Raw genomic sequence first — 12,939 nt, 5'->3', positions numbered from 1 at the left:
CTACTCCTCCTCAATCCCGTAATGCCCGACCGGTCAAATGGAGGAAAACATCCTCAAGCGTCGGGGTCTTTCGATCAATGGACAGGATCACGGCACCGGTATCCTCAGCGAGCTGGAATACCTGATTGAACAGATTCTGTTCTTTAGGGATCACCATCACGATTTCCTTCTCTGAAGACGTCACGTTCATGACGGATGGGATGGCAGAGAGGCCTTCAGTGAAGGTGGGCACCATCTTCTCAAGCTTGATCACAATCGTGGATTCAGAAGAAAGGATGCTTTTGATCTCCTCTTTTGTACCCGAGGCGATGATATGGCCTTTATCCATGATATAGATCCGGTCGCACAGGAACTCCACTTCCTCCATGTAATGACTCGTATAAATGATGGTCATGCCCTTCTCCTGATTGAGTCTCTTGACCTGCTCCAGGATATAGCTCCTTGACTGGGGATCGATCCCGACGGTCGGTTCATCCATGATGAGGATTTCCGGCTCATGTAAAAGGGCGACACCTATGTTCAGCCGCCTTTTCATCCCTCCTGAGAAGGTTTTGACGATATCGTTCTTCCGCTCGGTCAGCCCGATCTGGTCCAACACCTGGGTCACCCGTTCCTTCAGAAGGCCCCCTTTCAGATGGTTGATCCTCCCGAAGAATTCCAGGTTCTCCTTTGCCGTGAGGTCCGTGTATAGGGCGATTTCCTGAGGGACGACACCGAGTACTTCCCTGAGGGGCTGCGGATCTCTCAGGACGCTCTCATTCTTCAACCTCACATCTCCATCGGTCGGTGAGATGAGGGTCGAGATCATCGAGATCGTCGTGGACTTCCCGGCTCCGTTCGGACCAAGCAATCCGACCGTTTCTCCCTTCTCGATGAACAGGTTCAATCCGTCCACGACCTTATTCTTCTTGAAATGTTTTGTCAGCTCCACGGCTTCCAACATAGTGAACCGCCTCCTTCTTTATACATTCATTCTATTGGAGAAAGGGTGGACCTTACACTTACCTTTGTCACAACCTTCCCCCTACACCCATGACCTCCGTCATATTTCCCATAAAAAAAGACCGGATAACCGGCCTCAGGCGATATCATGCCGCACTGCATAGATAGCGAGCTGGGTGCGATCCCTCAGCTCCAGCTTCTGCAGGATCTGGGAGATGTGATTTTTCACTGTACCCACCGATAAGAAAAGCTGATCCGCAATCTCCTTATTGGTCTTCCCTTCCCCCACCAGCTTCGTAATGGACAGTTCCCTCGGCGTGAGGGAATGGGTCGGTGGCGTTTCCTTGCGGGTGGAAAGAAGGCGGGGGACCACTTTCGCCGCTACTTCATCGTGGATGGTCATCCCTCCATTCAGGCAGCTATGGACAGAGTGCAGGAGTTGCTCCCCGTCCGAGGTTTTCAGGAGGAATCCATTGGCCCCTTCCTTCAACGCCTGCATGGCATATTCGTCATCGTTGAAGGTTGTAAGCATCAGGACCTTCACTTGGGGCCAACCTGCTTTGATGGCCCTTGTCGCATCGATTCCGTTCATCTCAGGCATCCTGATATCCATCAGGATCAGATCCAAGGCATGGAGGTCCATCTTCTCCAAAGCCTCTCTTCCGTTAGAGGCTTCAGCGACCACCCTAAAGGCGGGATCCTGCTCGATCATCATCTTCAAACCCTGCCGGACTATGCCTTGATCTTCTACAATCATGATCCTTTTCATCTGGCTACGCCTCCTCTATAGGAAATGATATAGTCAAAGAGAACTCACGATCGGTCTGTTGGATGTCAAGACGACCCCCGATCTTCTCAAGTCGTTCCCTCATACTTGTCAGGCCGAATCCCGGTTTGATCGGGACCGGATCTTTCACATTGTTCACGATGACCAAACTTGCGTACCCCTGTGCCGTCTTTCCGAGTGTCACGCGTATTTCTCTCACATGAGCATGTCTCATGGCATTCGTCACACCCTCTTGGATGCTTCTGTAAAGGGCGACATTCTGTTCATTCGTAAACCTTGAGGAGAGGATCCCCTGCCGGGTGGTGAGCTGGATCTGGATATGACTCTCAGATTCTAGCTTCCTGACAAGCTGGAGGACGGATTGGATACCCGACAGTTCCCCATCCTTCAGTGTTCTTACTGCTTCCCTCGTCTCCTCCAGACTATCTTGGGCAAGACGCTTTAGATCCCGATATCCTTCCTTCCCATTCTGGATGGACAGCATCTCGATCTGCATAAGGAGGGCCGTCAGTTTGTGACCGACGGAATCATGGATATCACGCGCGATCCTGGTACGCTCCTCGGCCTTGGAATGTTGCTCCGTCACGAATTGCAGACGCTTGAGGCTTCTGTATTCTCCCAATAACTGTTCATAGAGCACCCGTTGCTCCTTGCTTTCCAGCCGGTCCTCATTTACCTTATAAGTAGAAAAGAGGAAAAAGACCACGATGATCCATATTTCATAATCAGTGATAGGATAAGAATAAATCGCCACCACGATCAAGAAGGCGGCCGTTGCAAACAGACTCTGCCGAAATTGATCCTTCCCCAGTGTGACCGCAGCTTCCATGAGAATCAGGAACACGACGGCCCACATGATGAGTGGTGTATAATGGGTGATGATGGTTCCGACCATCACCAAAAGCAGCTGAAGCATATAGCTGATCTGGGGGATTTTCATCAACGGCACCAAGAAGAACAGTGCAATGGACAAGGCGGACAGGATGATAAGGGTGATAAGGGATTCAAGGCCCGTATACGCTTCTGTTATCCAAAACGCCCAGAGACCCGCCATCAGCATCGTCCGTATGAAAGCATACTTCATCTGTTCACCTTCTTTCTGATCCGGACATACTATAACTCGTACACTACAATATATTACCATTAGTTGGTTTGAAAAGGAGAAAAAGCATGCACATTCTTTCCATCCTCTTAGGGGTTTTATTCTTCTTCAACCTGGTGCTCGCTTCCATCATCGTCTTCCTTGAAAGGAGAAATGCCGGGGCGACATGGGCTTGGCTCATGGTTCTCTTTTATATTCCGTATCTCGGCTTCATCCTTTATTTGATTTTCGGACAAAACATGACCAGGAAACGCCTCTTCGACTGGGAAGGAATCAAAAAGATCGGGATCGAGGACCTCTTGATCGAACAGACCCGATCTCTGAGGGAACAATCCCTCCCTTTCAGGCACAGAGAAATTTCTCCCCATCAGGACCTCATCTATATGCATCTCATCAACAATGACGCCCTGCTGACCCAGGACAATGATGTTACGGTCTATACAGACGGGCAGGAGAAGTTCGAAGCCCTCTTGCGCGACATCGAACAGGCAAGGAGCCATATTCATATTCAATATTATATCTTCAAAAAAGATCAGCTCGGCAAAAAAATCGTGGATAAGCTCATCGAGAAGGCAAAACAGGGCATTGAAGTCCGCATCCTTTATGATGAGATGGGCTCAAGACGGACAAGGCCCCGTTTCTTCAGGCATCTGACGGCAGTGGGAGGGGAAGTCGCGGTCTTCTTCCCGTCGAAGATCCCGTTTGTGAACCTGCGCCTCAACTACCGGAATCACCGCAAACTCGTCATCATCGACGGGAAGGTAGGGTACGTGGGCGGCTTCAACGTCGGCGATGAATACCTCGGCTTGGATCCAAAGTTCGGCTACTGGAGGGACACGCATCTCCGGGTGATCGGCAGTGCCTCCCTCGCCATGCAGACACGATTCATCCTGGACTGGAACCAGGCCACAAAGTCAAGGAAGATCTCATATGAGGGAAAATACTTCCCGACCGCTTCCTTCAGCGGCTCGACGGGTATCCAGATCGTCACCTCCGGCCCTGATTCAGAATGGGAGCAGATCAAAAACGGATACTTGAAGATGATCTCATCGGCCAAGCACTCGATCTACATCCAGACGCCCTATTTCATCCCGGATGAAAGCCTCCTCGATTCGCTTCGGATCGCTGCACTGACCGGGAAGGACGTCCGGATCATGATCCCGAACAAGCCAGATCACATGTTCGTTTACTGGGCGACCTACTCGTATGTGGGGGAATTATTGAAGGCGGGGGCAAGGATCTTCATCTACGATAACGGCTTCATCCACGCGAAGACGATCGTCGTGGATGATGAACTTTCATCGGTCGGCACAGCCAATATCGACGTGAGGAGCTTCCGCCTGAATTTCGAAGTGAACGCCTTCCTGTATGACCGGAAACTGTCACGGGAGCTCAGCCGCTCCTTCATGGAAGACAGGAAATTGAGCAGGGAATTGACCCTCGAGGACTATCACCGCCGACCTCTCATGATCAAATTCAAAGAGTCCATATCCCGGCTCCTCTCCCCCATCCTGTAACCATTGCCACCGCTGCGAAAAACAAGCATAATGAGACATATACCAATCGAAAGAGGGATGAGGGCATGAGCGTACACAAGGACATCACAAAGCATTCAAGCAAGCAGCACAGCCTCGTGAAGGAGTTCATGAAGCTTGATGAATCGAGGGAACAGGCCATCGAAGAAGCCCTTACATTATGCGAAGCCGGAAAGCCATTCACCACCGACCGCATCAATCACATCACCCAGGACATCAATGCCCTTGCAAGGCAGGGCGTCGTACCCCAGCGCAAGACCGTGACGGAAGAAATGGTGAGGGAGTACGCAAACCGGAGATGAACCGGGGCGAAGGTGAACCACCTGCACAGCCATCTTTCTGCATGCTTCACCTTATCACCTGAACAACTCAAAAAATCCCCCGGACGCCCATTTTAGCGCCGGGGGATTTTTCTTATATACTATTTACGCCTTCAGCGCACTGTTCCAGCCATCGTAGACGAAGACCGGATTCGTACCGTTTTCTGCACGCTCGATGACGGCATAGTTCTTATGGGCAACCACGGTTTGATCATCGGGAAGGTCAAGCTTCATCGCTGACTCCTTATCCATGCGCACGATCACCGTGTTCTCCCTGAGGGTCGTCACGACGCCTTGCAGGACGTGCTTTTTCCTTTTGAATTCTATAATGTCGCCAAGGTTGGCATATTCTTTTGAGTAGACGAAGGTATTATCCATAATAGACTCCCCTTTTACATGAAAGTTGTTAACGCTCGAATCCTATATGTGATATATATCTTTCTTGTACCACCAGTCAAAAGATTTAAAACCTATTATCCTAATAAAATAATCTTTATTCTGAAAATTATTCAGATTTACGGTCCACCAGGGTGATTTTATAGATATAGGCCTTGTCGGACTTTTTGAAGCTACCGACAGGTTTCCCATCTTCCAATCCAATACCTACGGAATCCCCGTTGTTTTTAGAAGTAGCCATTCCGTAAATATACACAGGCTTATCTTTCTTGAGCTCCACTTTCTCTGTTAACAAGGAGGATGCACTACTTCCACTTTCTTCTGGTATGGGGTCTTCGTCCATAGTGATGAAGGCGCCCTCGCTCCCATTAAAGATCTTCAGATCCTTTTCCGAGCTTTCCATGCCGAAGGAGTTCAGGGAGTGTTTATATTTTTTCGCTTCTTCGTCGTATTGAAACGGCTCATCGCTTACGAGCTTCCCTTTTTCATACACTTCTATGGTCCTTTCAAGATCCATATCCTTCGCCAGGGTTCCATCCAGGGTAAAGAAGAACATGGAACCTCTCCCTGTAGCGGCAACCACCTTTTCTTCCTTATCACTCAGGTCATACGGTTCCAACGTCAACTTCGATGAACCATTTCCCTTCCCTTGAGAACACCCCACCAGTAACAGACACATACTCAATGCCAGCAGCCAATATCGCTTCTTCATACGGTCACCTCTCCTGTTGTGCCGAGGGCTTCCAACCCCCTTATTTTTCCATTAATTGATTATAGCATCTGATTTATTCCAGTTACAATACTAACTGTGTTCATCTCCAGAATATGAATGCGTTTGCTTGATAAGGATGAAAATTTTCCCGTTTGACATTTAGGATGAAACCCATTAAAGTATGTAAGTATCTTAAACATAACTGCATAACGTAAAATCTTCTTATCCAGAGAGACGGAGGGACTGGCCCTATGATGTCTCGGCAGCGGACTCGTCCAAACGAGTGCTGTGCCACATCCAGCAAGCCACCGGCTTGAAAGATAAGAAGGGTGTTTCGTTTTCATGAAACCTCTTCTTATTTGAAGAGGTTTTTTATTTTATGCGAAACATATCATCTAAAAGGAGTGCACAACATGAATCAGGAAAAAGGCAATCTACTGGCATTATTACCATTACTCATATTCGTTGCCCTGTTCCTCGGGGCAGGTATCATTTCAGGGGACTTCTATTCCTTCCCCGTACTCGTGGCGATCATCATCGCTTCTGTCGTGGCCCTGGCCATGAACCGGAAGGACAGTCTCAATGTGAAGGTTGAACGCTTCGCCAAAGGAGCGGGTAACCTCGATATCATGATCATGGTCTTGATCTTCTTATCGGCTGGCGCTTTCTCAGGTGTGGCTGAAAAAATGGGTGCCGTTGATTCAACGGTCAACTTCGCCCTATCCGTCATTCCGGAAAATCTCTTGATTGTCGGACTGTTTGTGATCGCCGCCTTCATCTCACTGGCCATGGGGACTTCCATGGGAACCATTGCGGCCCTTGCCCCTATCGGTGTAGGAATCAGCTCAGGAACGGATATCTCCCTTCCTCTAGCCATGGCGACCGTTGTCGGTGGAGCCATGTTCGGTGACAATCTGTCCTTTATTTCGGATACGACCATCGCGGCGGTCCGTACGCAGAAAACGGAGATGAAAGATAAGTTCAAAGTCAATTTCTTCATCGTCCTGCCTGCTGCCATCATCACCATCATTGCCCTGTTCTTCGTGACGCTCGGCAACCAGACATCCGTCGACGCCGGAAGTTATTCCATCGTGAAGATCCTTCCGTATCTTGCTGTCATCATCGGCGCCCTGTCTGGATTGAACGTATTTGCCGTCTTATTCGGCGGCATCCTGCTTTCAGGAATCATCGGCTTCATCGACGGAAGCTTCACACCGACAAGCTATTTCGGCAGCATCGCCGATGGTATGCTCGGCATGGGCGAGATCGCCTTCCTATCCATCCTGATCGGTGGAGTGGTGGAACTGATCCGTCACAATGGTGGGATCCAGGCGCTTCTCTATCTTGTGACCAGGAAGGTCGGTTCAACCAAAGGTGCACAATACTCCACCGCAGGACTCGTGGCTTCCACGAACCTGTGCACGGCCAATAATACCATCTCCATCATCATTGCCGGGCCCCTTGCCAAATCAATCAGTGATGAATACGGAGTGGACAACCGGAAGACAGCGAGTATCCTCGATATCTTCTCATGTGCCGTCCAGGGTCTGATTCCATACGGTGCCCAGATGCTTCTCGTAGCAGAAACAGCCGGCATTTCGCCACTGAGCATCCTTCCGTATGCATTCTACCCGATTTTGACGGCCATTTGTGGCCTGGTGGCGATCAAATTCGCCCTGCCTCGTTTCACCCGCAGGAAAGCTCATTCTACAGAGCCGGTACGATCATAATTCAATGGGAAAAGCCCCGGGATGCTGGTATCGACCAGAGCCCGGGGCTTTTTTGTGTCCAATCATACAAGATCATTGATGTGATAAAGGTTACCGCTTTCCACTTCTGTTTCCGTGATCAGATTCACCAGTGCATCCGCCACCGTCTTAGCGCTGCGAAGGGTCCCCTCTTCCTTGTAGCGTTTGAACTTCTCTACTTCTACAAAAGCTTGCTGTGATGAGGAACGGATTTCTCCCTGCATATCCGTATCCATGACACCCGGGCTGAAGGAAATGACCTTATGATCGCGTCCTGAAGTCGATAGCTCCAGGCTCACGGTTTCCGTCAGCATATTGAGTCCTGCCTTGGTGGAGCAGTACGTACTCCAACCATACACGGGCCGGCTGCCTGCTCCTGAACTGACATTGACGATCAGCATCTGTGCAGATTTGCCCGCAGACGCGGAGATCATCTCATTGAGGACGATCATGGGAGCAAGGAGATTCACGTGCACACTCGCTTCCAAGCTCCCGGCATCCACTTGTCCGGACGGATTGATGGGGGTGACCAAGCCGGCATTCTGAATTACATAAATCATGTCGGCTCCGCTTGAAAACACGCTTGCCCCTACTTCCCGGAATACCTGTTCCGTGTCGGCAGCAGACGTCAAATCACACGGATGGAAGGAATAAGCCACACCTGCATCCGCGGCCATGGCCTTCAGGTTTTCATTATCTCGACGGGATATGTTGATAAGACCGACCCCTTTTTTCACCAGGCCAGAAGCGATCGCTTCGCCCAGTCCCCTTGTTGCTCCGGTCACAATAGCCATTTTCATGTGATCGACACTCCTTCCGATTATTCATCACCTATCAGCATACAACTCATGGCATGCTTTCATCAATCAAGTGATACTCCGGAATAAGGTCGGATAATGGGACAATATTGGCTTCTTTTTCGTAGACAGGAATGAAGTCCTTCAGCATCGATGCAATCATCGTACCCGTTACACCGACGTGACCGATGGCTACCATGCTGTCGTCTTTTTCAAGTTTTGCGGCCAGTTTCGTCGCCTGCTGTCCGATGTGCTCCTTCGTGTAGACATCATCGAAAAAGAGACCGTTCTCGAGATAAGGCACCTTCAGTTCGTCAGCAAGCTTCGGGATGACGCTCTTACCCGTTGTTTTGCTGTCGAGATAAAACATGCCGTGCGTTTTGCATACTTCGAGGACGATCCGCATGATGCGTTCATCGGCTGTCACCTTCGAACCCATATGATGATTCATCCCCACGGCATGCGGGACATCTTGGATCGCTTTCTCCACACGGCTTCGGATTTCATCATCCGACAGGTCTGTTGTCAACGCCCCGGGCCCAAGCCAGCTTGCCTTCCCTGTCACCGGCTCCATCGGCATATGGAGGATCACTTCATGGCCTTTCGCATGAGCCTGTTCGGCATCCTTTTTTGTGGACGGCAGGAACGGCATGACAGCAATCGTCAGCGTCGCTTCTGTATCAAGGATATCTTTCGTTCCCTCCATATCGTTCCCAAGGTCATCGATCACGATGGCCAGTTCCTTTTTATGGGCAGGCAAGGGCAGGATGTCCCTCGCAAGCCCCGTCGTTGTCAAAGAAAAAGACAGCGTCAAGCTGATGAGCAGTAACCTCATCGTTCATCACTCCTTTTCCTTTAACATGTCCCTCCGTTTCGGATTTCATGCCGGGTGGACATCATCCCTTGATGTTCTGATGCGTCAAGGTGAAGTCTCCTTCAAGAGGCGGGTTCACCTTTGCCTTTTCACTCTTACTCCACTTTTTCCATCCTTTGATCGGTTTCTTATTCACCCTTACACCGACCTTGGCCTGCTGGATCTCCTTGACGCCCTGGACCACGAGCTGCATGGCGAAGATGGCGATCATGAAGGCGAAGAGCGGGAATAATACGATCCAATATTTCTCGGTCATCAAGGCCTCTTTGGAGGAACTGATGAGCCCAGACCATTCAAATGTAGCCGACTTCGGCGGATCGGGAAGGAGTCCCCTTGATACGATGGTTCCACCAAGGAATAGATAGAACAGCCCCATATGGACCAGGATGAGCATCGTTTGAATGAACTGCTGCCCGAACAGGATGAACATCCTCGGCGCGAGATGCGGGAACAGATGAGTCCAGAGCAGGTGGCGGTTACTCCCTCCAAGAAGCTTGGCCGAGACGACGAAGTCCTGCTGTCCGATCAGCTTCAACTCATTGCCGATCAAAACCATCGTCAGGGGCAGCACCAGGATCGTCAGGACGATGGCCTCGAAGACGAGCCGTTCAAACAGGGAGTGCTGGAAGCCTTCGAATGTCAATCCCCACAGCACCGGTCTTAATAGAAGATACGCAATGAGGCTCAACGGCAGGAAGTGGATCGAATCCACGATTCTGTTCACCCAGTTCTTCCTGCGTTCGTTCAAGAAGAAGTGATAGCCTACCCCGAGATAGAAGCCGCCTATCACCCGCAACAGTGCCACAACAAGGGCGAAGATGAGCGTGTATTTCGCTCCGACGATAAGCTGGTCCAAAATGCTGAAGCCGTTGTAGTCTGATCCGAGCACCATGAACTCGGATGGCGCATGAGGCGGGACACTGATCAGAGTGCCGTCATCATCCTTTACATAGTAAAGCTGGCTGACAGGTTCATCCTTGAAGAGGGAATGACAGAAACTATACACAATCATTCCGAAGATGATGATGAATCCTCCAGCAAACTTCGGATTCTTCATGTGCACCTTCCAAGCCCTCCACGAAGTGGCGATGAACCCCCAGATCTTCCATTCTGAGAACTTGACCTTGTCCTTTTTGATCCGGTAGTGGGAATCATCGGTCACGGCGGCCCGATTCATCCACAGGTAAACTCCTTGATAGATAAAAAAGAACGGAGTGAAAAGAAGGATCAGGGCATACGCAATCACGACAGGTCTGAAATCCTGTGTGATATAGAAGGTGATCCCCTTCATATCAAACAGGGTTTCAATGATGAATAAACTCGACAGGGTCCCCCAGATGATGAGCTTCCCATGATAGAAGGAGCTTGGTGTGATATTCTTCATCACATGCGAGAAGAGGATGCGGCTCCTTGATAGCCCTTTGCTCCTGGCGAATTCAATGTGATCTTTCACCATTTCCTCTTCCATGACAAGGAGGAGGATCCTGAAGAAGGAGACCATCGGTACGATGGCAAGGGTGAAGATCGGTGCCGCGTAAATCTGCACACCATCAAACTCTGTGAATTCCATGAGCATGATGCCGTATTTTTTGAAAAAGAAAACGATAAATAGCTGCAGGAGGAAAGCAAATAGCAGATCCGGCACCGACTCCATGAAGTTAAGGATTTTCTTCAGCGTTGAAGAAAGCGGAGTAGGGAGGAAAAAGGTAATCACGGCAAATATCAACGCCAGCACAAGGCCCAGGGCGATGGCTCCAAGAATGATGGTCATGGAATACAGATAAGGCTCCCACAGGACATTGAAAAGTGAGTCGACTTGTCCCTTGTAGTTATATTCCCAGTTTCCCGGATCGGCGAAATAGATGGTGAACTTGAGGAATTCTTCAATGAAAGCGACGAAGTTATACAATCCTTTTTCACTTAGAACCTGTGGTGCGACGCTCACGCCCATGATTCCGAGTATCCCCAATATGTAGTACAAAATAAATCGTAACGGTACAGCAACATATTTGTTCATATGGATCCCCTTTTTTCTCTTTTTCCTATATCCTACTCTCCTCTTCAAAAATTTTCAATTTAATTTATTTTCTGTCAATAAAAAACAGGGAGAGGCACAAGCCCTGCCTAACCCAGCGCCTTGATCAGGCCAACAATCTTCCCGGCCTGCCCAAGTGATAGCCCTGCCCGATGGCGATCCCCATCTCAAGGGCGACTTCCATGTCTTCCTGCTTTTCGATCCCCTCGAGGACGATGAGGGTATCTTCGGAATAGAACTGGCTGAAGAACGACAGAAATCGCTGCTTCTTGGGATCCTGAGCAAGATCCATGGCAAAATAGCGATCAAGCTTGATCACTTCGGGCTCATATTCCATGGACTTCTTGATGGAAGACGTCCCCTGCCCGAAGTCATCGATGGCATACCACACCCCGTACTCCCTCAACCCTTTCAACGCCTGTTTTAATAAGGGGTTCTGCCAAAGTTCTTCGGCACTTGATTCGTTGATTTCGAGGACGAGCCTCCCTTCCATCGAAGGGTGGGTCTTCATCAGATGATCAAAGTAATGACGGAAACTCGGATGCAGGATGGTCGTGATGTAAATATTCAGGAACAGCTTGCAGTCGAGGCCGGTATTCACGAAGCTCTCCATCGCCTTTGTGATGGAAAGGGTGTCAAGCTTATACAGGATATTGGCTTTGATGGCCGTTTGAAATACGTGCTCCGGATTCTGATTGAACGTATTGCGGAGGAGCCCCTCATACGCATAGAGAGACTGATGATGCCCAAGCCTGTACAAGGGCTGGAATTCGTGATAGATCAAGTCGTCTTGAAAGATGCTGAAAATATTCATTAGGACCCCTTATCTCTCTGTATTTTTTTGAGCAAGGTACAAAAAAACCACATAGAAATAGACTTCATATGCGGTCGGTTGCGCTACTGGCTCCCCTGAATGCAAGCGCCCATCGGACATTCAGGTTCAACGCCTTCCCAATAGACGGTGAGGTTGGTTATATAAGTAAAATATACCATAAACGAAATAGTTTATGGGGGTATTTATTCCTATTTTTCTGAATTTTGCCCGCGACCCTTTGATACGTAGGGATTCCCTTCGATCCAAAATCTCCACGGATAATCCTTTGCTTCCCCGCTATTATCAATGCCGATCCGCTTACCCTCGGCGATTCTTTCCGGCAGGTACCCTTCGCAAATAGTCAAAGGAGGCTCAAGGAAGCTTCCACCGTAATCTTCCATGGTGATGCCCATGGCTTTGGTCAGCTTGCCGGGACCGCTCGTCCAATTCTTCATGGAGTGGCCTTCACGCCGGCTGGCCATGAGTTCCAGGCCATCTACAGGTTCAACCGCACGGATGAGGATCGCTTCCGGCACCCCTGATCCCCCACTCACCACATTGACGAGACAGTGGGTATGCATCACATACGTATAGATCCTACCCGATTCCGCGAACATCACTTCAGTCCGTTTTGTCCTCCTGTTACCGTAGCTGTGGGCTGCACGATCCTTCGGTCCCATATACGCCTCTGTCTCGACGATATAGCCCGATGCGGTGCCTTCCTCCGTTTCTTTCACCATCAGGCAGCCGAGAAGGGACTTGGCAAGTTCAATCGTCGGCTGTTCATAAAAAGTCTGTTCCAACACACGATGCGTCGTCATGGTTTCCCACCTTTCATTTCCTCTCATCCTGCATACTCCCCCATTTCATCAGGGTT

The 12,939-nt window shown here is 49.7% G+C and carries 13 protein-coding genes and 2 riboswitches; of the genes, 3 read left to right on the top strand and 10 right to left on the bottom strand.

Going from position 1 to position 12,939, the window contains the following annotated elements:
* Positions 1-10 precede the first annotated feature (10 nt).
* From AF331_RS09610 to AF331_RS09600, 3 genes are all read right to left on the bottom strand, one after another.
* Positions 11-943 (bottom strand): ABC transporter ATP-binding protein, encoded by a 933-nt coding sequence (locus AF331_RS09610; RefSeq protein ID WP_053427941.1) that lies wholly within the window; start codon positions 941-943, stop codon positions 11-13.
* Positions 944-1,078: 135 nt separating this feature from the next.
* Positions 1,079-1,711: a response regulator gene (locus AF331_RS09605; protein ID WP_053427940.1), complete on the bottom strand. Its 633-nt coding sequence runs from the start codon at positions 1,709-1,711 to the stop codon at positions 1,079-1,081.
* Between the two features lie 4 nt (positions 1,712-1,715).
* Positions 1,716-2,813 (bottom strand): sensor histidine kinase, encoded by a 1,098-nt coding sequence (locus tag AF331_RS09600; RefSeq protein ID WP_053427939.1) that lies wholly within the window; start codon positions 2,811-2,813, stop codon positions 1,716-1,718.
* A gap of 86 nt (positions 2,814-2,899) precedes the next feature.
* Between AF331_RS09600 and cls the strand changes: the two genes are divergently transcribed.
* Both cls and AF331_RS09590 read left to right on the top strand, forming a co-directional pair.
* The gene (gene cls, locus AF331_RS09595; RefSeq protein ID WP_053427938.1) at positions 2,900-4,348 is read left to right on the top strand and encodes a cardiolipin synthase; all 1,449 of its coding nucleotides are present in this window, start codon (positions 2,900-2,902) and stop codon (positions 4,346-4,348) included.
* Positions 4,349-4,413: 65 nt separating this feature from the next.
* Positions 4,414-4,668, top strand: a complete 255-nt coding sequence (locus AF331_RS09590) for a YpbS family protein (RefSeq protein WP_053427937.1) — start codon at positions 4,414-4,416, stop codon at positions 4,666-4,668.
* A gap of 123 nt (positions 4,669-4,791) precedes the next feature.
* Here AF331_RS09590 and AF331_RS09585 read toward each other — a convergent pair whose 3' ends face one another.
* Complete coding sequence (locus AF331_RS09585) at positions 4,792-5,064, bottom strand: DUF2187 family protein (protein ID WP_048007262.1); 273 nt, start codon at positions 5,062-5,064, stop codon at positions 4,792-4,794.
* A 127-nt stretch (positions 5,065-5,191) separates the two neighbouring features.
* Positions 5,192-5,794, bottom strand: coding sequence for a hypothetical protein (locus AF331_RS09580; protein WP_053427936.1), 603 nt, complete (start codon positions 5,792-5,794; stop codon positions 5,192-5,194).
* Between the two features lie 219 nt (positions 5,795-6,013).
* A riboswitch (SAM riboswitch) is annotated at positions 6,014-6,121 on the top strand.
* A gap of 86 nt (positions 6,122-6,207) precedes the next feature.
* On the opposite strand from AF331_RS09580, the gene AF331_RS09575 reads away from it, so the two are divergent.
* The gene (locus AF331_RS09575) at positions 6,208-7,524 is read left to right on the top strand and encodes a Na+/H+ antiporter NhaC family protein (protein ID WP_053427935.1); all 1,317 of its coding nucleotides are present in this window, start codon (positions 6,208-6,210) and stop codon (positions 7,522-7,524) included.
* Positions 7,525-7,586: 62 nt separating this feature from the next.
* Here AF331_RS09575 and AF331_RS09570 read toward each other — a convergent pair whose 3' ends face one another.
* The 5 genes from AF331_RS09570 to AF331_RS09550 form a co-directional block, all read right to left on the bottom strand.
* Positions 7,587-8,342 carry a (S)-benzoin forming benzil reductase gene (locus AF331_RS09570; RefSeq protein WP_053427934.1) on the bottom strand — a complete coding sequence of 252 codons (756 nt, stop codon included), beginning with the start codon at positions 8,340-8,342 and terminating at the stop codon, positions 7,587-7,589.
* Positions 8,343-8,388: 46 nt separating this feature from the next.
* Positions 8,389-9,174, bottom strand: a complete 786-nt coding sequence (locus AF331_RS09565; protein ID WP_053427933.1) for a divergent polysaccharide deacetylase family protein — start codon at positions 9,172-9,174, stop codon at positions 8,389-8,391.
* Positions 9,175-9,235: 61 nt separating this feature from the next.
* Positions 9,236-11,230 (bottom strand): ABC transporter permease subunit, encoded by a 1,995-nt coding sequence (locus AF331_RS09560; RefSeq protein WP_053427932.1) that lies wholly within the window; start codon positions 11,228-11,230, stop codon positions 9,236-9,238.
* A gap of 124 nt (positions 11,231-11,354) precedes the next feature.
* Positions 11,355-12,062 (bottom strand): EAL domain-containing protein, encoded by a 708-nt coding sequence (locus AF331_RS09555; RefSeq protein ID WP_053427931.1) that lies wholly within the window; start codon positions 12,060-12,062, stop codon positions 11,355-11,357.
* A gap of 63 nt (positions 12,063-12,125) precedes the next feature.
* Positions 12,126-12,208, bottom strand: a riboswitch (cyclic di-GMP riboswitch).
* Positions 12,209-12,271: 63 nt separating this feature from the next.
* Positions 12,272-12,883 carry a DNA-3-methyladenine glycosylase gene (locus AF331_RS09550; RefSeq protein ID WP_053427986.1) on the bottom strand — a complete coding sequence of 204 codons (612 nt, stop codon included), beginning with the start codon at positions 12,881-12,883 and terminating at the stop codon, positions 12,272-12,274.
* Between the last annotated feature and the right edge of the window lie 56 nt (positions 12,884-12,939).

Origin of the sequence: Rossellomorea marisflavi (assembly GCF_001274775.1) — a bacterium.
Lineage (GTDB): Bacteria > Bacillota > Bacilli > Bacillales > Bacillaceae_B > Rossellomorea > Rossellomorea marisflavi.
Note: the sequence above shows the minus strand (reverse complement) of the source record. Positions and strands in the feature narration are given on the sequence as shown.

Coding starts and splice junctions, on each gene's coding strand:
- AF331_RS09610 (WP_053427941.1), bottom strand. CDS start 943: ATGTTGGAAGCCGTGGAGCTGACAAAACATTTCAAGAAGAATAAGGTC.
- AF331_RS09605 (WP_053427940.1), bottom strand. CDS start 1,711: ATGAAAAGGATCATGATTGTAGAAGATCAAGGCATAGTCCGGCAGGGT.
- AF331_RS09600 (WP_053427939.1), bottom strand. CDS start 2,813: ATGAAGTATGCTTTCATACGGACGATGCTGATGGCGGGTCTCTGGGCG.
- cls (WP_053427938.1), top strand. CDS start 2,900: ATGCACATTCTTTCCATCCTCTTAGGGGTTTTATTCTTCTTCAACCTG.
- AF331_RS09590 (WP_053427937.1), top strand. CDS start 4,414: ATGAGCGTACACAAGGACATCACAAAGCATTCAAGCAAGCAGCACAGC.
- AF331_RS09585 (WP_048007262.1), bottom strand. CDS start 5,064: ATGGATAATACCTTCGTCTACTCAAAAGAATATGCCAACCTTGGCGAC.
- AF331_RS09580 (WP_053427936.1), bottom strand. CDS start 5,794: ATGAAGAAGCGATATTGGCTGCTGGCATTGAGTATGTGTCTGTTACTG.
- AF331_RS09575 (WP_053427935.1), top strand. CDS start 6,208: ATGAATCAGGAAAAAGGCAATCTACTGGCATTATTACCATTACTCATA.
- AF331_RS09570 (WP_053427934.1), bottom strand. CDS start 8,342: ATGAAAATGGCTATTGTGACCGGAGCAACAAGGGGACTGGGCGAAGCG.
- AF331_RS09565 (WP_053427933.1), bottom strand. CDS start 9,174: ATGAGGTTACTGCTCATCAGCTTGACGCTGTCTTTTTCTTTGACAACG.
- AF331_RS09560 (WP_053427932.1), bottom strand. CDS start 11,230: ATGAACAAATATGTTGCTGTACCGTTACGATTTATTTTGTACTACATA.
- AF331_RS09555 (WP_053427931.1), bottom strand. CDS start 12,062: ATGAATATTTTCAGCATCTTTCAAGACGACTTGATCTATCACGAATTC.
- AF331_RS09550 (WP_053427986.1), bottom strand. CDS start 12,883: ATGACGACGCATCGTGTGTTGGAACAGACTTTTTATGAACAGCCGACG.